The organism is Sphingobium ummariense RL-3 (genome assembly GCF_000447205.1).
GTDB classification, from domain to species: domain Bacteria; phylum Pseudomonadota; class Alphaproteobacteria; order Sphingomonadales; family Sphingomonadaceae; genus Sphingobium; species Sphingobium ummariense.
The window spans coordinates 22,789-41,856 of sequence record NZ_AUWY01000106.1; the positions used below are offsets into that span (position 1 = coordinate 22,789).

Below are 19,068 nucleotides of genomic sequence, written 5' to 3' on the forward strand. Positions count from 1 at the left end.
AGTGCACGGCACGAAAATGCAGCCAAAAGACGCGAAGGGCGTTTTGCCATCGTAACAATAGAGCAAGAAGGTATTTTATAGGTGGCTGGAAGCTGCTTCGCGGACAGGTTGGCAAAGCATGTGCCCCTGTCGGACGTGGAAAAGAAGGCGCTGGCAAGACTGGAAGAAAATCCCCGACGCGTGAAGCGCGGCGCGATGATCCAGCGCGTGAATGAAACAGTGACCGAGCTGTTCGTGCTGCGCCACGGCCGGGTGATGAGCTTCGTCATCCTGCCCGACGGCAGCCGCCAGATCCTGCGCGTCTATTTCCCTGGCGACTTCATCGGATCGGCCAGCACCGTCTACAGCAAGGCACCGGAATCGCTCGTGGCACTGGACGATGCGGTCGTCTGCCCGTTCGACAAGCACGCTCTGCGGCGCCTGCTGGAGGAATTTCCCCGGGTCGCGGCGCTGCTGTTCCTGCTGTCCAATGCAGAACGCGTCGCGATGACTGACAGGCTCGCCTCGCTCGGCCGCACCTCCGCCAAGGCGCGGGTGGCTGCCTTCCTGCTCGACATCTTCAACCGCGTGCGGCTGACCGATGACAGCATCACCGACAGCTTCGACCTGAAGCTGACGCAGGAGGAGATCGGCGACGCGATCGGGCTGACGTCCGTCCATGTGAACCGCATGGTCCGGCAGATGGAGCTGGAGGGGCTGATCAGCCGCGCCAACGGGCGCATCTCGCTGCTCGACATCAAGCGGCTGGAAGAAATCGGCCACTATACCAACCGGCATAAGGACATGGACCTGGACTGGCTGCCGGCCGCCTGAACCTATTTGCGGCGGACCGGATCGGGCGGGAAGCAGCGCTCGCACCGCCGCCAGCACATGACCCCCGGCATCGCCGCAGCAGGCGTCAGACCGGGCTCGGGATGGAGGCCGGCGATGATCTCGGCGGACACGCCTTCCGGCGCGGCGCGGTTGTGGCACATCAGGCAGTTGCGCACGAAGCGGGCGCGGGTGAGGCCGGAGCGGTCCTCCTGCGCCGCGGCGGGCAAGATCAAAGCCACCAGCAGGGCGAGCGATGCGAGGACAAGGCCCGTCCTGCCCGCCGCCGCCGTCATGCCAGCAGCTCGACGTCCCAGTAGAGCCAGTCGTGCCAGCTTTCGTGCAGATAGTTGGGCGGAAAACCGCGGCCATGCTCCTGCAGCTGCCAGCTGGTCGGGCGGATCGGCTGGACATGCAGCTGCATCCCCGCCTCGCGCGGGGTGCGACCGCCCTTCTTGAGATTGCAGGGAGAACAGGCGGTTGCGACATTTTCCCAGGTGGTGCGGCCGCCGGCACGGCGCGGCACGACATGGTCGAACGTCAGGTCCGTGGTCGTGCCGCAATATTGGCAGGAAAACCGGTCGCGCAAGAACAGGTTGAAGCGGGTAAAGGCGGGATGCTCCGAAGGCTTCACATATTGCTTGAGCGCGATGACCGAGGGGATCTGCATGTGCAGGCTCGGGCTGTGCACCTGCCGCTCATAGGAGGCGACGATGTCCACCCGATCCAAAAAGACCGCCTTGATGGCGGTCTGCCAGGGCCAGAGGCTGAGGGGATAGTAGCTCAGCGGCGTATAGTCCGCGTTCAGGACCAGCGCCGGACAGTTTTCCGGATGCCGTATGAGGTCGGGATGGTACATAAAAACCTTCTACCCCCTTGCCGCCGCCCTGATTGACCAGAAACGTGACGCCAGCATGACAGCACCAACCGCTTGTCCTAGTCAAGAGTCAGTATGACTCAGCCGCTTAGCCCACAGCATATGGTGACGCGCTTCGCCCCGAGCCCCACCGGGCGGCTGCATGTCGGCCATGGCTGGTCGGCGCTGATGGCGCAGGAGATGGCGCGCGCGGCGGGCGGCGCGTTCAGGCTTCGGATCGAGGATATCGACGGGACACGCAGCCGGCCCGCGCATGTCACGGGGATTTTGGAGGATCTCCGCTGGCTGGGCGTGGATTGGGACGGAGAGATCATGTTTCAGTCGCAGCGGCTGGCGCACTACCAGGCCGCGCTCGATCGGCTGCGCCGAATGGGCCTGCTTTATCCCTGCTTCTGCACCCGCGCCGACATCGCCGCCAGCGCGACCGCGCCGCACGGGCCGGAAGGCGCAGTCTATCCCGGCACGTGCCGGATGCTGGACCAGGCGACGCGGCAGCGGCGCATTGCGGCGGGCGAGCCTCATGCCTGGCGGCTCGATATGGCGCGGGCGGTAGCACGGACGGGCCCGCTGAAATGGGTGGCCCTGCCGTTTCCCTACAGCCCAGCCCCACCAGTCCCCGTCACCGCCGATCCCCTTGCCGCTGGCGACGTAGTGCTGGCGCGCAAGGACGCGCCGGCGAGCTATCACCTGTCCTGCACGCTGGACGACGCGGCCATGGGCGTCACTCATGTGCTGCGCGGCAGCGACCTGTTCGCGGCCACGCATGTCCATCGGCTGCTGCAGGCGCTGCTTGACCTGTCCTCGCCCGCCTATGTCCATCATCCGCTGCTGGTCGGGCCGGACGGCCGGCGTCTGGCGAAGCGGGACGGATCCATCGCCCTTGCCGATCTGCGGGCGGAGGGCGTCGACCCCGCGCGGCTGGCCGACGAACTGCGCCAAGGGCGCTTTCCGGTTGGAATTTCGCTGGCGAGCGCCTAGACTCCGGGCATGAACGTCGTGCTTGTCATCGCCCTGATCCTGGCCATGGGCGCCACCCTGTTCGCGCTGATCCGCGGCATCGTCATCTTCCTCAAGACGACGAAGGAGGAACTGAACTCGCCCGAGGGCGGTCCCAGCCAGTCTAGCCTGAAACAGAACAAGGCGATGATGAACCGCGTGCTGTTCCAGGCGGTGGCGATCATCATCGTCGCCCTGTTACTGCTGATGAAGGGCAACGGCTAGACCGCCGTGGTCAAGCTCAACAGGATCTACACCCGCACCGGCGACGGCGGCACAACCGGCCTGGTCGACGGGTCGCGCCTGCCCAAGCATGCGCCGCGCATGCAGGCGGTAGGCGACGTGGATGAAGCGAACAGCGCGATCGGCCTCGCCATCGTGGCGATCGGCGACGCAGTCGAGGCCGGATGGCTGACTATGATCCAGAACGACCTGTTCGACCTGGGCGCTGATCTGGCGACGCCGCTGCCCGAGGAGGCGGACGAGCCCTGGGCGTTGCGCATCGTTGCAAGTCAGGTCGCCCGGCTGGAGGCGCAGATCGATGCCATGAACGCGGAACTGGCCCCGCTCGACAGCTTCGTCCTGCCAGGGGGCGGCTCGGCCGCTGCCGCGGTCCACCTCGCACGCGCGGTGGTGCGCCGGGCGGAACGCAGCGCGACCTCCGCCGCGGCGGAGGTCGCGCTGAACCCGCAAGCGCTCGCCTATCTCAACCGCCTGTCGGACCTGCTGTTCGTGCTCGCCCGGCGGTTGAACGGCAATGGCGTGCGCGACGTCAAATGGGTGCCCGGCGCTTCGCGCTGAGCGCGCCGGGACTCGGTTCGACTCAGGACGGGCACGGCTGATCCGACCGTCCGGTTTTAACCCTGTTTCTTCAGCATGCCTTTACCCCACCCTTTGACCCTGCCACTTCTCCAACGACAGGTTCGCCGGGCATGCGCTTCTATCTCGCCACCTCCTTTCTCTTCCCGCGATCCTTGCGGATGCGCCTGTTCGCCCTGTGCTTCGTCGCCACCCATCTGCCGCTGCTCGGCTATATCGGCTGGGGCGCGGCGACGGGGCGGATCGCACTGGCGGAGCTCGCATTACTGGTCGCGGCGACGGTCGCCGGCACGGCCCTTGCGCTGATCGGCATCGGCGCGCTGCTCGACCCGATCCACCGGCTCGCCGACGCGCTGAACAGCAAGGATGCGGAGACGCCCGTGCTGCCCGAGGTCGGGGACGTGATCCGCACCCTCTATGCCGGCGTGCAGCGAACCGCCGATGCAACGCGCGAGCGAATCGAGAATCTCCAGACCGCCGCGCATGAGGATTCGCTGACCGGGATCGCCAACCGGCGCGGCTTCCTGGCGCAGCTCGAAGCGCTGCCGGCTGATGGGCGAAAGGGATCGGTCGCGATCATCGACATCGACTATTTCAAACAGGTCAACGACCAGCTCGGTCATGACGAAGGGGACCGCCTGCTGCGCGCCTTCGCGGGCAGGCTCGCGAGCCAGGTTCGGCGCGCCGACATTGTCGCGCGCTGGGGAGGGGAGGAGTTCGCCCTCTTCTTCCAAGACTGCATGGAGGACGAGGCCTGCTGGTCGCTGGCCCGCATCGCGGAGCGGATGCGGATCGATCCGCTGGGCGAAGTGAACGGCCGTGCGATCAGCTTTTCCGCCGGGGTGGCGCGCTGGGCCTTCGATCCGCTGGAGCGGGCGCTGGAACGCGCCGACGACGCCCTGTACGAAGCCAAGCAGGCGGGCCGCGACCAGGTGCGCAGGGCCGGACGAGCGCTGCTGGAGGAGCGCTGCCCCTAGGAGGCAGGGAACCTTCCTATCCTCCGCGCGCTTATTATATGAGAGCGGAGCAAACCTATCGGAAGGGGAGGCCTTGCCGCGCAGCTGGACTCATGGGCGGGAGGATGATCTGGCGGAGCGTTTCCGCGAGGTCCGTGCCCTTACCGACGCCCTCGCCGCTCCCCTGTCCGACGCGGACGCCACCGTGCAGTCCATGCCGGACGCCTCCCCGGCCAAATGGCACCTCGCGCATGTAAGCTGGTTCTTCGAAACCTTCGTGCTGCGCGATCACGTTCCGGGCTATCGCCCGTTCGACCCGCACTTCGCCTATCTTTTCAACAGCTATTACGAGGCTGAGGGGCCGCGCCATGCACGCCCGCTGCGCGGTATGCTGACGCGCCCGACGCTGGCGGAGGTGTGCGCCTATCGCCGGCATGTCGACGAAGCCCTGATGGCGGCGATGGGAGCCCTGCCGGATGAGGCGCGCATGCTCGTGACCTTGGGGCTACATCATGAGCAACAACATCAGGAGCTGCTGCTGACTGACATCCAGCACCTGCTGTCGCTCAACCCCCTCGAACCCGCCTTGTTCGACGCGCCCAGCGCACTGCCCGCCCCGGTGCCGGAAACGCTCCACTGGATCGAGGGACGCGAAGGACTGGTCGAGATCGGCGACGACGGCCGCAGCGGTTTCGCCTTCGATTGCGAGGGGCCACGGCATCGGACTGTGCTGCACCCCCATGCGCTCGCCCACCGTGCCGTCACCAATGGCGAATGGGCCGGCTTCATCGAGGATGGCGGCTATCGCACGCCGGCCCTGTGGCTGGACGAAGGCTGGGCCTGGGTACGGGCGCACGATGTGGAGGCTCCGCTCTACTGGAAGCGGACGGAGCGGGGATGGACCCGCTTCGCCCTGGACGGGCGGCGTCCGGTCAATCCCGCCGCACCGGTCACTCATATCAGCTTCTACGAAGCGGATGCCTACGCCCGCTGGGCTGGCGGGCGACTGCCGACCGAGGCGGAATGGGAAAGCGCAGCGCAGAATGTCTCGCCTGTCGGCGGCACGCAGCTCGACGGTGCCTATTGTCCCCGCCCCCGCGCCGCAGAGGGCACCCCCGCCCTGACGCAGATGTTCGGCGACGTGTGGGAATGGACCGGCAGCGCCTACCGTCCCCATCCCGGCTTCCGCCCGGCGGAGGGCGCCGTGGGCGAATATAATGGCAAGTTCATGTCCGGTCAGTTCGTGCTGAAGGGCGGCAGTTGCGCCACGCCGCGCGGTCATGTGCGGGCGAGCTACCGCAACTTCTTCCATCCCCATCAACGCTGGCAGTTCACCGGGCTGCGGCTGGCGAAGGACCTGTGACATGCTGCTGATCGATCGCGAGTCCCCGCAGGCCGCCGAAACGGCTCATGTTGCCGACCCCGCCTTCCGCCGCGACATCATCGAAGGCCTTTCGCGCCCGGTGAAGGCGACGCCGCCGGTCTGGCTCTATGACCAGCGCGGGTCGGAACTATTCGAGGCGATCACCCATCTGCCCGAATATTATCCGACCCGGATCGAGATCGCCCTGCTCAACCGTCATGGCGAGGATGTCGCCGCGCTGGCCGGGCCGGGTCGCGCGGTGGTGGAGTTCGGCGCTGGGAGCGCGCGCAAAACGCCGCCGCTGCTGCGCGCGATCGAGGCGGGCGCCTATGTGCCGATCGACATCAACGGCGCCTTCCTTCGCGAAAGCACTGCGGCTCTGGCCAGCGCTCTTCCCAGCCTGCCCGTGCTACCGGTAACCGGCGATTTCAACCGGCCGCTGCCGCTGCCCGGCGCGATCGAGGGCATGGCGCGGCTGGGCTTCTTCCCCGGATCGACCATCGGCAACCTGGAACCCTCCATGGCGGTCGATCTGCTGCGGTCGATGCGCGCGATGCTGGGCGACGAAGCGATGCTGCTGATCGGCATGGACCGGATCAAGGACCGCGACCTGCTGATCGCCGCCTATGACGACGATGCGGGCGTGACAGCGGCGTTCAACCTCAACCTCCTGACCCGGATCAATCGGGAACTTGGGGGCGACATCCCCGTCGACGCCTTCCGCCATCGCGCCCTATGGAACGACGACAAGGCCCGGATCGAAATGCATCTGGAAGCGACGCGGCCCCTGGATTTCCACCTCGCGGGTGAATGCTTCCACATGGAGGAAGGCGAGACGATCCACAGCGAGAGCAGCCACAAATATGGCTCACGCGACGCCCGCCTGCTGTTGCGCGCGGGCGGCTGGGAACCGGTGCGCGAATGGACCGATGAGGAAGGGATGTTCTCGCTGCTGCTGGCCGAGGCGGACTGACCGCCGTCGGCCCTCAGTTCACTCCACCGCCACGGCTGTCCAGGTGGTGATCCAGTGCCAGGCGCCGCGACATTCGCCCATCGCCGCCTGCTCGATCAGGCGGAATCGGGTTCCGTCCCAGACATAGGCGGCGCTGGTGCCGCAGTCGCCGATGCCCCGGCCCTTGGCGAAGCTGTCGAGCCGCAGCGTGGCGGGCGTCCAGCCGGCATTGACCAGGTCGGGCCGCGCCTTGTCCTCTCCCCAGCCAGGCTGATAGTCGAAGGCGGCATAACGGAACGCCCGCCGTCCGATCGGCCCGGTGGCGATCACGGGGATCGAGGTCGCGTTGTAAGCCCCCGATCCGCACGGCACGAGGATCAGGGTTTCGGTCTTCGACAACCGATGCAGTTCCGGCGGCTCCGACGCGTCGCGCATCTCTTCGGCGCAGCCGGTGAACTTGCCGAGAGCGGTGAGCTCGTCGCGCCACAGCGCGCTCGGCGCTGGTCCTTCCGGCAATGGCGCGCGGCGGATGGCCGGGGTGGCCGGCGCAGCACGAACGGCCACCGGTCCCAGCGGGCCGGTGGCGATCAGCGCGGTGGACGTGCCCGCCCTGCCTTGTCGCGCGTCGATGTAGCGCAGCGCCGCCGCCGAACCGGACAGGGACGGGCGCGCCAGCACCTTGGCACCACTGCGGATCTCCATCACCGCGCCATGCGCCATGGCGATCGCCAGCGCCGACGCCTGCGGCCCGCGCAGCACCGCCTCGCCATTGGTGGCGGTGACGCCCGCCACCTTATGCCCATCGATGAAGAAGCCGAGTTCGGACCGCCCCTTGGCGTCGCGGCTGATGCTCACTTCCGTGCCGGCGTCAGGACCTGCGTCGCGGCTGATGACGACGGTCGCGGGCGTTTCCGGCCATTCGCCCGTTTCGGGCTGGAGCGCGACGGCCTCGCAGTGGTTGCGGTTGTCGCAGCCGACCGTCCAGTCCTTGTAGGTTTCCAGCACGCCGGGCTTGGGCGCTTGCGCCGCAGCCGGTCCGAAAAAGGAGGTTAAGGCGCATAGCGCCGCCCCCGTCCAAAAATGTCTCGCCCCCATGCGTTAACCATAGCCGATCCGGAGGCGGAACGATAGAGTCCGCGTGCAGCCTGCCTGCTTTACTGCAGGCTGAGCATCAGGCCCGCCAGCGCTGCGCTCATCAGATTGGCGAGGCTGCCCGCCACCAGCGCCTTGAGGCCAAGGCGCGCGATCATCGGCCGCTGATTGGGGGCAAGGTTGCCGGTCACCGCCATCTGGATCGCGATCGAGCTGAAATTGGCGAAGCCGCACAGCGCGAAGGTGACGATGGCGATGGTGGCGGGCGACAGCGTGCCCTGCACCTGGCCCAGGTTGATATAGGCGACGAACTCGTTCAGCACGACCTTCGTGCCGAACAGCCCGCCCGCCACCTGTGCCTCCTGCCAGGGGATATTGAGCAGGTACATGACCGGCGAGAAGACATAGCCGAGCAGCATCTGGAAGCTGAGGTCGGGATAGCCGAACCACGCGCCGATCCCACCCAATATCCCGTTCGCCAACGCCACCAGCGCCACGAAGGCCAGCACCATCGCGCCAACGGCAACCGCCAGCTTGACGCCCGTCTGCGCGCCCTGCGCCGCGGCCATGATGAGGTTGGCGGGCTTCTCTTCGTCATGGGTGGCGACGGGCAAGGGCTCGCCGGGCACCGTCTCGGCATTGAGCGCCGCCAGGCCGGCGCCGCTGTGCCGCGCCTCGGGCAGGTGGATCTCGTCCTCCAGCGGCAATTCGGGCTCGCGCTCCGGCTCGTCGGGCATCATGATCTTGGCCATCAGCAGCCCGCCGGGCGCGGCCATGAAGCTCGCCGCCAGCAGATAGTCGATCTTGATGCCCATGGAGGCATAGGCGGCAAGGATGGTGCCGGCGACGCCCGCCATGCCGCTCGTCATCACCGCGAAGAGCTGCGGCGGGGTGAGCCCGGCTAGATAGGGCCGGATGACCAGCGGGCTCTCGCTCTGCCCGACGAAGATGTTGGCTGCGGCGCAGAGGCTCTCGACCTTGGATACCCCCGTCACCTTCTCGATCGCCCCGCCGACCCAGCGGACGATCAGCTGCATCAGGCCAAGATAGTAGAGGATCGACACCAGGCTGGCGAAGAAGATGATGACGGGCAGCGCTGCGATGGCGAAGCTCGCGCCGCCGACATCCGGCCGCGCCAGCGGACCGAAGATGAAATCGGTGCCCGCCTGCGCATAACCCAGCAGGTTCGCCACGCCCCTCGACATGCCGGCGATCACCTGCCGCCCGGCGGGAACATAGAGCACCAGCAGCGCGATCCCCGCCTGCAGCAGGAAAGCGGCGCCGACCACGCGGGGGCGAATGGCGCGTCGGTTGGAAGAAAGCGAGAAGGCGATGCCGAGGATCAGCAGGATGCCGGCGATGCCGATGAGAAGATGCATTTAATGCCCTTGCGGCAGTGGAATTCGGCAGGACTATAGCGGCCCACCGCCGGGAGGCCAGTGGGCTTGACCGGGCATGCTGGTGAAGGCCTGCCCGTCAGCCGCCGAAGGCGAGCGAAAGCCAGGCGGCCATGGCGTCCATCGCGAACGAGGAGGGGCGCATGCGGCGGCGTCCACCGGCGGGCGATCCGGCATGTTCCATCAGAAGGCCGCGGCGTTCCATCGCCCCGACATGGCCGAGCAGCGTGTTCATCGATATCCGCAACGTCTCGCTCAGCTGGTCGAGCGTCATCTGCCGTCCCTGCAGCTCCGCCTGGAACAGGAGCAGCAATATGTCCCACGGCGGATCGGAAAAGAGGTTCTGGCCGAAGATCGTCCCGCGCAGCCGCCGCGCCTTGATGTAGCGCGTGAGCATCTCGGGCGGCTCGTCCGCGCCGTACAGCAGGGCAGGTTCGTCGGCGCGGGCATGGAAAGTGCTGAGGCAGCGCTGCAACGCGACCACCAGGTCGATCGCCTCCTGGTTGGGCAGCGGACGATCAGGCGGGATAAGCGCGGTCATGGCGCGATTTCCGATCAAGTTCGATGCCGATGATGGTGAAGAGCAGCAGCGGGATCACCCAGACCGTGCTCAGCGCTTCATAGATGCGGTCGGAGAAGGACTGGAGAAGCAGGGTAACGGCATGGGTGAGCACTGTCAGGAACTGGCTCGCGGCTGCCCAGATCGGCCAATAGCTGTTGCTGCGCAGCATCAGCCACACCAGGGCGCCGAACAGCAGGGTGTCGACGATCGCCAGCCAGAACTGCGTGCCGTGCCAGGACCCGAGCAGTTGCGCCGGCATCGTCAGCAGGACGCTCAGCAGAAAGATCAGGGCGAACCATCGCCCGTCCTTGCCGCCGAGCAGCGCAGCGAACCCGCAGGTGAAGAGGGTCAGGACCCAAAAGGGAGCCGCCAGCATCCGATTTTCCGAATGAGAGAGAGAGGGTTCATGCGTCCATTCGGATGCGGGCGGCTCCAGCTGGTCAGGCGACCAGGGCCAGGTGACGGGGGGAGTCGTCCCCGGCGGGAGCGTCCATACCGAGGGGGCAACCCACGGCTGTGACGTCGATGCGGCTATGTTCCAGGCAGCGGGTCAGCAGCGCGGTGGCGCGGACCATGTCGCTGCGGCCCTCGATGATCTTGCCTGCGCTTTCATGGATGCGCTGGATGATGCGCTGGCTCTCGCTCGCGGTCAGGCCCGAACCCTCCGCGGCGGCCAGGAAGGCGCTGGTGAGCTGCGCGGTATCGACCAGGGCATTGTCGAGCGCGGCAAAGGCGTGCCGGGTCTGATCGGCGACAGCCTGGGTCTTCACGGGATCGAGGTTGAGCACAAGTCATCTCCTTCGCACGCGCCCCTGTCCGGACGGTGCGTTGTCAGCGTGGCGATTTCGGGAGGATCAGGCCAGCGCCTTGAAGGCTCCGGCAATCAGCAGCAGCAATGTGACGACTCCGACACCGGTCAGCACCGCTGCGCGGATCATCGCCAATATGCGGCCGTCGACACTTAGTTCATTGGTCGATCCCCCTAGCGGCGGGCCGAAGGCGAGAACCCGGCGCAGGAGCGACCCTCGCTCCGTCTGCCTGTTCCAACCGTCCGGCTGCACAAGGGATGACGCGGGATCGGGATCGGTGGCAAGCCCGTTCGGCTGATATATCAAGGGCTGATATGTGCCACTTTGGGGCTTCGCCTGGTCGGCGGTGGCGAACAGGCGGGCCGCTTCCTTGCGGGTGGGCACGCCGAACTTGCGCAGGCTGGTGCGAACGCGCTGGTCGACGGTATGCTCCGAAATATGGAGCTGGCGCGCGATCTCCTTGGAATTGAAGCCCTGCGCCACCAGGCGCAGGCACTGCTTTTCCCCCTCGCTCAAAGCTGGAAGGGTTTGCGCCACTCCATCAGTCCTCCTGCGTGACCCGTCCCGATCAACGAACGACCGGCCCGAAATACCCAGCCACGCACCCATGGCTTTGCCAGCCGCTGGTTGCGATTCGGTTGGCGAGCGGCCTAAATTGGCACTATTCTGTCGATCGGCGCAATGAGGGATAGCTATTACGCACGCGGCAAGGCCCGGACGGAGCGCTCCCGCCCCCTTCCTGCACGGTGATTCGCGCTGTCGGAACGACGGAGGCGCCCGGCCCCCGCCGATCTGTCGTCAGGCCGCCTCGCTCACCCGCTTGGCGCGCTTGCGCTCATTGGGGTCGAGGTGGGTCTTGCGCAGGCGGATATTCTTGGGCGTGACCTCGACCATCTCGTCCTCGTCGATATAGGCGATCGCCTGCTCCAGCGTCATGCGCTTGGGCGGGGTCAGGCGGATGCTGTCGTCCTTGCCGCTGGCGCGGAAGTTGGTCAGCGCCTTCGACTTCATCGGATTGACTTCCAGATCCTCGGGCTTGGCGTTCTCGCCGATGATCATGCCCTCGTACAGCGCCTCGCCCACGCCGACGAACAGGATGCCGCGCTCCTCCAGCGGGCCGAGGGCGTAGGCGACTGCCTCGCCCGCGCCGTTGGAGATGAGGACGCCGTTCTTCCGGCCCTCGATCCGGCCCTTATAGGGGCCGTATTTCTCGAACAGGCGATTCATGATGCCGGTGCCGCGCGTGTCGGACAGGAATTCGCCATGATAGCCGATCAGGCCGCGCGAGGGCGCCGAGAAGGTGATGCGGGTCTTGCCGCCGCCCGACGGGCGCATGTCGGTCATCTCCGCCTTGCGGACGTTCATCTTGTCGACCACCGTGCCGGAAAATTCATCGTCCACGTCGATCACGACCGTCTCATAGGGCTCGGTGCGGTCGCCATTCTCGTCCTCGCCGAACAGTACGCGGGGGCGCGAGATGCCGAGCTCGAAGCCCTCGCGGCGCATCGTCTCGATCAGCACGCCGAGCTGGAGTTCGCCGCGGCCGGCAACCTCGAAGCTGTCCTTGTCCGCGCTCTCGGTGACCTTGATCGCGACGTTGGATTCGGCCTCGCGCATCAGGCGGTCGCGGATCATGCGCGACGTGACCTTGCTGCCTTCGCGGCCGGCCATCGGCGAATCATTGACCGCGAACCGCATCGACAGCGTCGGCGGATCGATCGGCTGCGCCTTCAGCGGCACGCTGACCGACGGGTCGGCAATGGTGTTGGCAACGGTAGCGACCGCCAGGCCCGCGAGCGAGATGATGTCGCCCGCGCGCGCCTCTTCCACCGGCACGCGCTCCAGGCCGCGGAAGGACATCAGCTTCGATGCGCGCCCCGTCTCGATGACGTTGCCGTCATTGTCGAGCGCATGGATCGGCTGGTTGACCTTCACCACGCCGGAATTGACGCGACCGGTCAGCACGCGGCCCATGAAATTGTCGCGGTCGAGCAGGGTCACCAGGAATGTGAAGGGCGCGTCCTGGTCCAGCGACGGCGGCGGGACGTGATCGACGATCTTCTGGAACAGCGGCTCCAGCGTGCCTTCGCGGCGATCCGGGTCCTCGCTGGCATAACCGTTGCGGCCCGAGGCGTAGAGCACGGGGAAGTCGAGCTGTTCGTCGTTCGCCTCGAGCGTGACGAACAGGTCGAACACCTCGTCCAGCACTTCCTGGATGCGCTGGTCGGGACGGTCCACCTTGTTGACGACGACGATCGGCTTCAGGCCCAGGGCCAGCGCCTTGCCGGTGACGAACTTCGTCTGCGGCATCGCGCCTTCGGAGCTGTCGACCAGCAGGATGACGCCGTCGACCATCGACAGGATGCGCTCCACCTCGCCGCCGAAGTCGGCGTGGCCGGGCGTGTCGACGATGTTGATGCGCGTGCCGTTCCACTCGATCGAGGTCGGCTTCGCCAGGATGGTGATGCCGCGCTCCTTTTCGAGGTCGTTGGAATCCATCGCGCGCTCCTCGACGCGCTGGTTGTCGCGGAAGGTGCCGGACTGGCGGAAGAGCTGGTCCACCAGGGTGGTCTTGCCATGATCGACGTGCGCGATGATCGCGATATTACGCAGGGACATACTATGCCTTTGGGATCGGGGTTTCCCGGCCGGCACCGCGCCTGTCCAGGAGGTTTGCGCGCGCCCCTACAGGAAATGACGCGCTGCGGCAAGGGTGGCGCGCTGCGCGCGGGCGGTCCGCTACCGGAACCGGCGAGTGAAGACCGGCCACCACGCCCATGCGGCGCCGGGGACATTCGCTCAGGGATCAAATCCGCCCGGTGGGCATTGCGCCCGTCAGGCCGTTCATTTGAGCGACATGGGGCTCCCGGCATAGCGCCTCTGCCCACCATCGAAGGAGGCGATGCGATATGATGTCAGACACTCCGATCTCCGTACCGCGCCGAAGCCTGCTGGCGGCGGGCGCTATCCTCCCTTTCATGGCGCTTGCCGGTTGCGCCACGACCATGGGCCGATACGGGCTGGAAGATGGCGTGCGCCGGCTGCTGGAACTGTCGACACAACGGGCCTTCGCGCGCCTGACCGAGCCGGGCGGATTTTATGACGACCAGATCACCCGCATCGCCGTGCCCGACCTCGGCGGCTCGGGAAGCGGGGCGATCCTGGGCGCGATCCTGCGCACGAACGCGGTGCGCAATCGTATCGCCATGGCACTGAACGATGTGGCGGTCGATCTGGCGGACGGGGCCGCGCCGATCGTCATGGACAGGGTGCGATCCATGTCGATCGCCGATGCGGTCGGCGTCCTGCGGGGCGGGCCGACCGCCGCGACCGACCTCCTGGCGCGCGACGCGCGCGGCGCGGTTGTGGAGGCATTGTTGCCCGGCATGACGCGTGCCCTGCGGTCCGACCTGTTCGAGATCATGTCCGCCGCGCTCTCCGCCTCGTCCGGCTCCGGCCTGACCGCGATGGCCGACAATGTCACCGATCAGATTGGCACCGCGATATTCCGGGCGATCGGCCGCGAGGAAGCGGCCATCCGCGCCGACCCGCGCAGCACGCGCGATCCCGTTCTGATCGGGCTGCTGGGGCTGTAGGAAGCCGCTCCGCGGGGCGATTGCAATGGGGCGCGGTGCGGGGCAATATCGGCGGGGCTTGCCGCCGAGGTGACTTATCTCCATATGACACCCCGAGCGCTCACGCACTCAAGGAGACGATATGGCCACCACCGCGCCCACCGCGACCGCCGACACGCTGAACCTGACGCCGCCCGAGCCGGTGCCCGCCGTCGCGCCGGAAAAGGCGGCAGGGCTGGTCCCCATCGACGAGGAAAAGAAGTCGAAGCTGGACGAGAAGGTGGACGCCTTCGTCGCCGACCTGGTCGCGCAGGACGCCAATTCGCCCGAATTCGGCGCGCGCGTCGATCAGCTGACCAATATGGGCCGCAAGGAGATCGCCGAGGCAGCGGGGCACAGCAACCGCTTCCTCGACCGGCCGGTCCGGGCGATGGACAGCGACAACAAGGTGGGTGCCGACCTCGCCGAACTCCGCCGCACGGTCGAGGATCTCGACCCAGGCAAGCGCGGCAGCCTGCTGGCGCCCAAGAAACTGTTCGGCATCATCCCGTTCGGCAACAAGATGCGCGACTATTTCGACAGCTATAAAAGCGCGCAGAGCCACATCAACTCGATCCTGGGCAGCCTCGCCAGCGGCAAGGACGTGCTGATCAAGGACAATGCCGCGATCGACGTGGAACGCCAGAACATGTGGCAGACCATGGGCCGGCTGGAACAGATGATCCACATCTCCAAGACGCTGGACGCGCGGCTGGAGGCCAAGGCGCTCGAACTGGATTCGACCGATCCCACCAAAGCCAAGGCGCTGCGGGAAAGCGCGCTCTTCTATATCCGCCAGCGGACGCAGGATCTGCTGACGCAGATGGCTGTGACGGTGCAGGGCTATCTGGCGCTCGACCTCGTCAAGAAGAACAATGTCGAACTGGTGAAAGGCGTGGACCGCGCCAGCACCACAACGGTCGCCGCGCTGCGCACAGCGGTGACGGTGGCGCAAGCGCTTGTGGGGCAGCGGTTGGTGCTGGAGCAGATCACCGCGCTCAACACCACCACCGCCAACATGATCGACCGGACCGGCGAACTGCTGAAGAGCCAGACCGCGCAGATCCACGAGCAGGCGGCGTCCAGCACCATTCCGATCGAAACGCTGCAGCGGGCCTTCCAGAACATCTACGACACGATGGACAGCATCGATACGTTCAAACTCAAGGCGCTGGAGAACATGAAGTCGACGGTGAACACGCTGTCGAACGAGGTGGAGAAGTCGAAGGGCTATATCGCCCGTGCCGAGGGACAGGCGCAGGCCGCCGCGCAGGCCCGTACCGAAAACCCGCTGCTGAGCAGCATCGAGGGGTGAGGCGATGAGCCGGTCCGACCGCATCCTGGCCGATGCCGAGGCGGTGCTGCGCCGGCACAGCGAGCGCGGGCAGAGCCTGTCGGCGCGCGCGCGCCAGCGGCGCAATGCCGGGCTGATGCGCAAGGTGAAATATGCCGTGGCGGCGGTGCTGGCGATCCTGATCGGCAGCGCGGTGGCGGGCTTCGTCATGCCGCTGGGCACCAGCGGGGTGATGATCGTGCTGGGGCTGATCATCGCGGCGCTGCTGCTGGTCGCGCTGATCCCGGCCGAGCGGCGCGTGCGGACGGAGGCGCTGGCCCAGACCGCGCTGCCCGCCCTGCCGCTCCAGACCGAAATCTGGCTGGAGAACCAGCGCAGGGCGCTGCCTGCGCCCGCGGTGACGCTGGTCGACAGCATCGGGGTGAAGCTGGAGACGCTGGCCCCGCAGCTCGAGCGGCTGGGCGAACAGGAGCCCGCCGCGCAGGAGATCCGCCGCCTGCTGTCCGATCATCTGCCCGAGCTGGTCACCGGCTACCAGTCCATCCCCGCCCCGTTGCGGCGCGAGGAGCGCAATGGCCGCGTGCCCGAAAAGCAGCTGGTCGAGGGACTCGCGGTGATCGACGCCGAGATCGCGCGGATGAGCGAGACTCTGGCAAGCGGCGACTTGGACAAGCTCGCGACCCAGAATCGCTTCCTCGAGCTCAAATATCAGGAGGCGAAGGAACTTGGGCAATGATCCCGTCTTCCCTTCGCCATGATCCATCTCACCCTCATCATCGTCGATTTCCTGACCGGCCTGCTCGCGGCCGGCGCCTGGGCGCTGGCATCGGCGGGCGGCGCCATCGCGGCAGTGCTGGGGGGCGGCTTCCTGGGGCTGTCACTGCTACGGAAGTGGCGGCGGCGGGACTAGGGCAAAGGACTCTCCGATCGTTCAGCCCCCGGACAGCCGGTCGGGCATAGGAAACGCTCTATCGCAGGAGGTATATGTCCATGGGCAAGGCGCGGTGGCTGACGGGATCGCTGGTGGGACTGGCGCTGGCGGCGGGAAGCGTGACGCCGGCGCAGGCGCGGCCGCGCTACGACCGGGGCTGGCATCATGGCCATTATCGGGACGGTGACGGCTTCGGCGTGGGTGACGCGATCGGGATCGCCGCCCTGCTCGGCGCGGCAGCGATCGTCGCGACTTCCATCTCCAAGGACAGGAAGGCCGATCGCGCCGCAGGCCCCGCTCCTGCCGACAACGACGACCGCGCCGACGCGCCACCGCCGGCGGACGGTACCGACTATGGCGCCGACATGCGGTCGGACCGGGGCCCCTCCAACCGTTCCGTCCGCAACGATGAGGATTTCTCCGACGTGACGGGAGCGCCCGCGCAGGAGGACGCGATGGCCGACAGCTGCGCCCGGGCCGCGCGCGAGGAAGCGCAGGCCGACGGCGGCTATGCCGAGGTCCGCCGGATGGACGCGGCAAAACCCGTGGCCGGTGGCAGCTACAATATCGACGGCGAAGTCGAAACGCGCGACAGCTATCGCGCCGCGACCGGCACCACCCGCCGCTTTACCTGCACGATGACCGACGGCCGCGTCGCACAGGTCTATCTCAGCCGCGACGTCGCAACGCGGTGAACCGCGGCGGGACAGGTCGCTTTATCCTGTCCCTGCATCCCCTGGTCGGATAGCATGGCCCCGAATCAGGGGATACGGGGTGCTGGCGTTTCTTCTCGCGCCTGAAAATATCGTCTTTCTGTCGGCCATCCTGCTGATGCTGCTGATCGGCCTGGTGCAGGCTGCGGGCCTGGGCGGCGACGCCGATCTCGACATCGACATGGACGGCGACCTGCTGGGCTGGCTGGGCTTCGGCCACCTGCCGCTGCTGATGCTGCTGACGCTGTTCCTCGCCCTGTTCGGGATCATCGGCCTGGTCGGGCAGCAGGCCGCACTCGACCTGGCCGGCGGATTGCTGCGCCCCCTGGTCGCCGTCCCCTTGGCCGCCGCCGCCGCCCTGCCCGCAACCGGCCTTGCCGCGCGCCTCCTCGCGCCGCTGCTGCCGCGCGACGAAACGAGCGCCGTGTCGCTCGACGCGCTGGTCGGCAGCTTCGCCCGCATCGTCACCGGCCGCGCCCGCCAGGGATCTCCCGCCCGCGCGCGGGTCGAGGACCATCACGGTCAGGCCCATTATGTGATGGTCGAGCCGGACGCGCCCACCGCCAGCTTCGAGGAGGGCGAGACCGTCCTGCTCGTCCGCCGCGAGGATCTCATCTTCCGCGCCATCGCCCGCGGTGACCACTATCTCCCCAGCCTCTAGGAGCGAAGTCATGAACCTGCCTGCGGTGCAGCAGAGCTTTTCCATCCTGCCCTATGCCGTGCTTTCCGGCGGCGGGCTGCTCCTGCTGGTGGTGTTGGGCGTCATCATCGCCCGCCTCTACAAGCGCGCCTCGAAGGAGATCGGCTTCGTGCGAACCGGCTTCGGCGGGGAGAAGGTGGTGATGAATGGCGGCGCGCTGGTGCTGCCGATCTTCCATGAAACCATGCCGGTCAACATGAACACCGTGCGCCTCGCGGTGGAGCGCAAGAACAGCGACGCGCTCATCACGCTCGACCGGCTGCGGATCGACGTGAAGGCGGAATTCTACGTCCGCGTGAAGCCCGACGCGCAGTCGATCGCGACCGCGGCGCAGACGCTGGGCATGCGGACCATGCACCCGGAAGCGCTGAAGGAGCTGGTCGAGGGCAAGTTCGTCGACGCGCTCCGCTCGGTCGCGGCCGGCATGACGATGAACCAGCTGCACGAGCAGCGCAGCGAGTTCGTGCAGAAGGTGCAGCAGGTGTCGTCGGTCGACCTTGCCATGAACGGACTGGAGCTGGAAAGCGTGTCGCTGACCGGCCTCGACCAGACCTCGATCGAGCATTTCAACGCCAACAACGCCTTCGACGCCGAGGGTCTCACCAAGCTGACCGAGCAGATCGAGCTGCGCAAGAAGGCGCGCAACGACATCGAACAGGATACCCGCGTCCAGATCGAGACCAAGAATCTGGAGGCGCAGCGCCAGTCTCTGCTGATCGCGCGCGATACCGAGTTCGCCCGGCTGGAGCAGGAGCGCGAGGTGGAGATGCGCCGCGCCGAACAGGCGGCGGAGGTCGCGCGCGAGCAGTCGCTGCGCCAGCAGGAGGCCGAGCAGGCCAAGATCGAGGCCAAGAAGCTGGTCGACAGCCAGCAGATCGAAGCCGACCGCGCCGTGCGGCAGGCGAAGATCGCGCAGGAACAGGCACTGGAGCTCGCCCGGCAGGAGCAGCAGATCGCGGTGCAGAACAAGAGCCGCGAGGAAAGCCAGGCCAAGGCCGAGGCGGACGCGGCGCGCGCCAAGGCCGTGGCGGCGGAGGAGCAGGTCACGACGTCGCGCGCGACCGAGGTGGCGGAGCGCACCAAGCGCATCGAGCTGATCGACGCGGCGCGCGAGGCGGAGCGCGCGGCGATATCCGTGCGGGTGCAGGCGGACGCGGAAAAGCAGGCAGCGGCCGACCGGGCC

23 protein-coding genes are annotated in these 19,068 nt (G+C 67.1%); 14 read left to right on the forward strand and 9 right to left on the reverse strand.

The annotated features are described in order from the left end of the window. Positions 1 to 81 precede the first annotated feature (81 nt). A complete protein-coding gene (locus tag M529_RS39610; protein ID WP_021318814.1) occupies positions 82 to 813 on the forward strand; it encodes a Crp/Fnr family transcriptional regulator in 732 nt (243 codons plus the stop codon). A 2-nt stretch (positions 814 to 815) separates the two neighbouring features. On the opposite strand, the gene M529_RS39615 is transcribed toward M529_RS39610, so the two are convergent. Both M529_RS39615 and M529_RS39620 read right to left on the reverse strand, forming a co-directional pair. Further along, positions 816 to 1,106 carry a hypothetical protein gene (locus tag M529_RS39615; protein ID WP_021318815.1) on the reverse strand — a complete coding sequence of 97 codons (291 nt, stop codon included), beginning with the start codon at positions 1,104 to 1,106 and terminating at the stop codon, positions 816 to 818. Continuing rightward, positions 1,103 to 1,669, reverse strand: coding sequence for an HNH endonuclease (locus M529_RS39620; protein ID WP_021318816.1), 567 nt, complete (start codon positions 1,667 to 1,669; stop codon positions 1,103 to 1,105). Before M529_RS39620 ends, M529_RS39615 begins: the two co-directional genes overlap by 4 nt. A 93-nt stretch (positions 1,670 to 1,762) precedes the next feature. Here M529_RS39620 and gluQRS point away from each other — a divergent pair, with 93 nt between their 5' ends. The 6 genes from gluQRS (at position 1,763) to egtD (ending at position 6,794) form a co-directional block, all read left to right on the forward strand. Further along, a complete protein-coding gene (gene gluQRS / locus M529_RS39625) occupies positions 1,763 to 2,665 on the forward strand; it encodes a tRNA glutamyl-Q(34) synthetase GluQRS (RefSeq protein WP_031295139.1) in 903 nt (300 codons plus the stop codon). Positions 2,666 to 2,674: 9 nt separating this feature from the next. Further along, on the forward strand, positions 2,675 to 2,908 hold the full coding sequence (locus tag M529_RS39630; protein ID WP_021318818.1) for a twin transmembrane helix small protein: 234 nt from the start codon (positions 2,675 to 2,677) through the stop codon (positions 2,906 to 2,908). A 6-nt stretch (positions 2,909 to 2,914) separates the two neighbouring features. Further along, positions 2,915 to 3,484 (forward strand): cob(I)yrinic acid a,c-diamide adenosyltransferase, encoded by a 570-nt coding sequence (locus M529_RS39635; protein ID WP_021318819.1) that lies wholly within the window; start codon positions 2,915 to 2,917, stop codon positions 3,482 to 3,484. A gap of 131 nt (positions 3,485 to 3,615) precedes the next feature. Beyond that, positions 3,616 to 4,479 carry a GGDEF domain-containing protein gene (locus M529_RS39640; RefSeq protein ID WP_021318820.1) on the forward strand — a complete coding sequence of 288 codons (864 nt, stop codon included), beginning with the start codon at positions 3,616 to 3,618 and terminating at the stop codon, positions 4,477 to 4,479. Between the two features lie 73 nt (positions 4,480 to 4,552). Next, entirely contained in the window at positions 4,553 to 5,821 is a 1,269-nt protein-coding gene (gene egtB, locus M529_RS39645) for an ergothioneine biosynthesis protein EgtB (protein ID WP_021318821.1), read from the forward strand. A 1-nt stretch (position 5,822) separates the two neighbouring features. Further along, a complete protein-coding gene (egtD, locus tag M529_RS39650) occupies positions 5,823 to 6,794 on the forward strand; it encodes an L-histidine N(alpha)-methyltransferase (RefSeq protein WP_021318822.1) in 972 nt (323 codons plus the stop codon). Positions 6,795 to 6,812: 18 nt separating this feature from the next. Here the strand turns inward: egtD and M529_RS39655 are convergent, their stop codons facing one another. From M529_RS39655 to typA, 7 genes are all read right to left on the reverse strand, one after another. Beyond that, positions 6,813 to 7,868, reverse strand: a complete 1,056-nt coding sequence (locus tag M529_RS39655) for a DUF1176 domain-containing protein (RefSeq protein ID WP_031295140.1) — start codon at positions 7,866 to 7,868, stop codon at positions 6,813 to 6,815. A 59-nt stretch (positions 7,869 to 7,927) separates the two neighbouring features. Further along, positions 7,928 to 9,244: a NupC/NupG family nucleoside CNT transporter gene (locus tag M529_RS39660; protein ID WP_021318824.1), complete on the reverse strand. Its 1,317-nt coding sequence runs from the start codon at positions 9,242 to 9,244 to the stop codon at positions 7,928 to 7,930. Positions 9,245 to 9,341: 97 nt separating this feature from the next. After that, the gene (locus M529_RS39665; RefSeq protein ID WP_021318825.1) at positions 9,342 to 9,803 is read right to left on the reverse strand and encodes a hypothetical protein; all 462 of its coding nucleotides are present in this window, start codon (positions 9,801 to 9,803) and stop codon (positions 9,342 to 9,344) included. Then, positions 9,781 to 10,200: a hypothetical protein gene (locus M529_RS39670; protein WP_021318826.1), complete on the reverse strand. Its 420-nt coding sequence runs from the start codon at positions 10,198 to 10,200 to the stop codon at positions 9,781 to 9,783. The genes M529_RS39665 and M529_RS39670 overlap by 23 nt, the downstream gene beginning before the upstream one ends. A 64-nt stretch (positions 10,201 to 10,264) precedes the next feature. Then, a complete protein-coding gene (locus tag M529_RS39675; protein WP_021318827.1) occupies positions 10,265 to 10,612 on the reverse strand; it encodes a hypothetical protein in 348 nt (115 codons plus the stop codon). Between the two features lie 66 nt (positions 10,613 to 10,678). Further along, the gene (locus tag M529_RS39680; protein ID WP_031295141.1) at positions 10,679 to 11,170 is read right to left on the reverse strand and encodes a helix-turn-helix domain-containing protein; all 492 of its coding nucleotides are present in this window, start codon (positions 11,168 to 11,170) and stop codon (positions 10,679 to 10,681) included. 261 nt (positions 11,171 to 11,431) lie between these two features. Then, positions 11,432 to 13,252, reverse strand: a complete 1,821-nt coding sequence (gene typA / locus M529_RS39685) for a translational GTPase TypA (protein WP_021318829.1) — start codon at positions 13,250 to 13,252, stop codon at positions 11,432 to 11,434. A 290-nt stretch (positions 13,253 to 13,542) separates the two neighbouring features. Here typA and M529_RS39690 point away from each other — a divergent pair, with 290 nt between their 5' ends. The 7 genes from M529_RS39690 to M529_RS39715 all read left to right on the forward strand — a co-directional run. Further along, entirely contained in the window at positions 13,543 to 14,229 is a 687-nt protein-coding gene (locus tag M529_RS39690) for a DUF4197 domain-containing protein (RefSeq protein WP_021318830.1), read from the forward strand. A gap of 121 nt (positions 14,230 to 14,350) precedes the next feature. Then, complete coding sequence (locus tag M529_RS39695; RefSeq protein ID WP_021318831.1) at positions 14,351 to 15,562, forward strand: toxic anion resistance protein; 1,212 nt, start codon at positions 14,351 to 14,353, stop codon at positions 15,560 to 15,562. 4 nt (positions 15,563 to 15,566) lie between these two features. Next, the gene (locus tag M529_RS39700; RefSeq protein ID WP_021318832.1) at positions 15,567 to 16,277 is read left to right on the forward strand and encodes a hypothetical protein; all 711 of its coding nucleotides are present in this window, start codon (positions 15,567 to 15,569) and stop codon (positions 16,275 to 16,277) included. Between the two features lie 18 nt (positions 16,278 to 16,295). After that, complete coding sequence (locus M529_RS50005) at positions 16,296 to 16,451, forward strand: hypothetical protein (protein ID WP_021318833.1); 156 nt, start codon at positions 16,296 to 16,298, stop codon at positions 16,449 to 16,451. 74 nt (positions 16,452 to 16,525) lie between these two features. Beyond that, a complete protein-coding gene (locus tag M529_RS39705) occupies positions 16,526 to 17,167 on the forward strand; it encodes a hypothetical protein (RefSeq protein WP_021318834.1) in 642 nt (213 codons plus the stop codon). Between the two features lie 79 nt (positions 17,168 to 17,246). After that, positions 17,247 to 17,846 carry an OB-fold-containig protein gene (locus M529_RS39710; RefSeq protein WP_021318835.1) on the forward strand — a complete coding sequence of 200 codons (600 nt, stop codon included), beginning with the start codon at positions 17,247 to 17,249 and terminating at the stop codon, positions 17,844 to 17,846. A gap of 10 nt (positions 17,847 to 17,856) precedes the next feature. Next, a partial coding sequence (locus M529_RS39715) for a flotillin family protein (protein ID WP_021318836.1) occupies positions 17,857 to 19,068 on the forward strand: 1,212 nt, incomplete at its 3' end.

Coding starts and splice junctions, on each gene's coding strand:
- M529_RS39660 (WP_021318824.1), bottom strand. CDS start 9,244: ATGCATCTTCTCATCGGCATCGCCGGCATCCTGCTGATCCTCGGCATC.
- M529_RS39620 (WP_021318816.1), bottom strand. CDS start 1,669: ATGTACCATCCCGACCTCATACGGCATCCGGAAAACTGTCCGGCGCTG.
- M529_RS39700 (WP_021318832.1), top strand. CDS start 15,567: ATGAGCCGGTCCGACCGCATCCTGGCCGATGCCGAGGCGGTGCTGCGC.
- M529_RS39690 (WP_021318830.1), top strand. CDS start 13,543: ATGATGTCAGACACTCCGATCTCCGTACCGCGCCGAAGCCTGCTGGCG.
- M529_RS39670 (WP_021318826.1), bottom strand. CDS start 10,200: ATGCTGGCGGCTCCCTTTTGGGTCCTGACCCTCTTCACCTGCGGGTTC.
- M529_RS39665 (WP_021318825.1), bottom strand. CDS start 9,803: ATGACCGCGCTTATCCCGCCTGATCGTCCGCTGCCCAACCAGGAGGCG.
- M529_RS39630 (WP_021318818.1), top strand. CDS start 2,675: ATGAACGTCGTGCTTGTCATCGCCCTGATCCTGGCCATGGGCGCCACC.
- M529_RS39705 (WP_021318834.1), top strand. CDS start 16,526: ATGTCCATGGGCAAGGCGCGGTGGCTGACGGGATCGCTGGTGGGACTG.
- typA (WP_021318829.1), bottom strand. CDS start 13,252: ATGTCCCTGCGTAATATCGCGATCATCGCGCACGTCGATCATGGCAAG.
- M529_RS50005 (WP_021318833.1), top strand. CDS start 16,296: ATGATCCATCTCACCCTCATCATCGTCGATTTCCTGACCGGCCTGCTC.
- M529_RS39655 (WP_031295140.1), bottom strand. CDS start 7,868: ATGGGGGCGAGACATTTTTGGACGGGGGCGGCGCTATGCGCCTTAACC.
- M529_RS39695 (WP_021318831.1), top strand. CDS start 14,351: ATGGCCACCACCGCGCCCACCGCGACCGCCGACACGCTGAACCTGACG.
- M529_RS39640 (WP_021318820.1), top strand. CDS start 3,616: ATGCGCTTCTATCTCGCCACCTCCTTTCTCTTCCCGCGATCCTTGCGG.
- M529_RS39615 (WP_021318815.1), bottom strand. CDS start 1,106: ATGACGGCGGCGGCGGGCAGGACGGGCCTTGTCCTCGCATCGCTCGCC.
- gluQRS (WP_031295139.1), top strand. CDS start 1,763: ATGACTCAGCCGCTTAGCCCACAGCATATGGTGACGCGCTTCGCCCCG.
- egtD (WP_021318822.1), top strand. CDS start 5,823: ATGCTGCTGATCGATCGCGAGTCCCCGCAGGCCGCCGAAACGGCTCAT.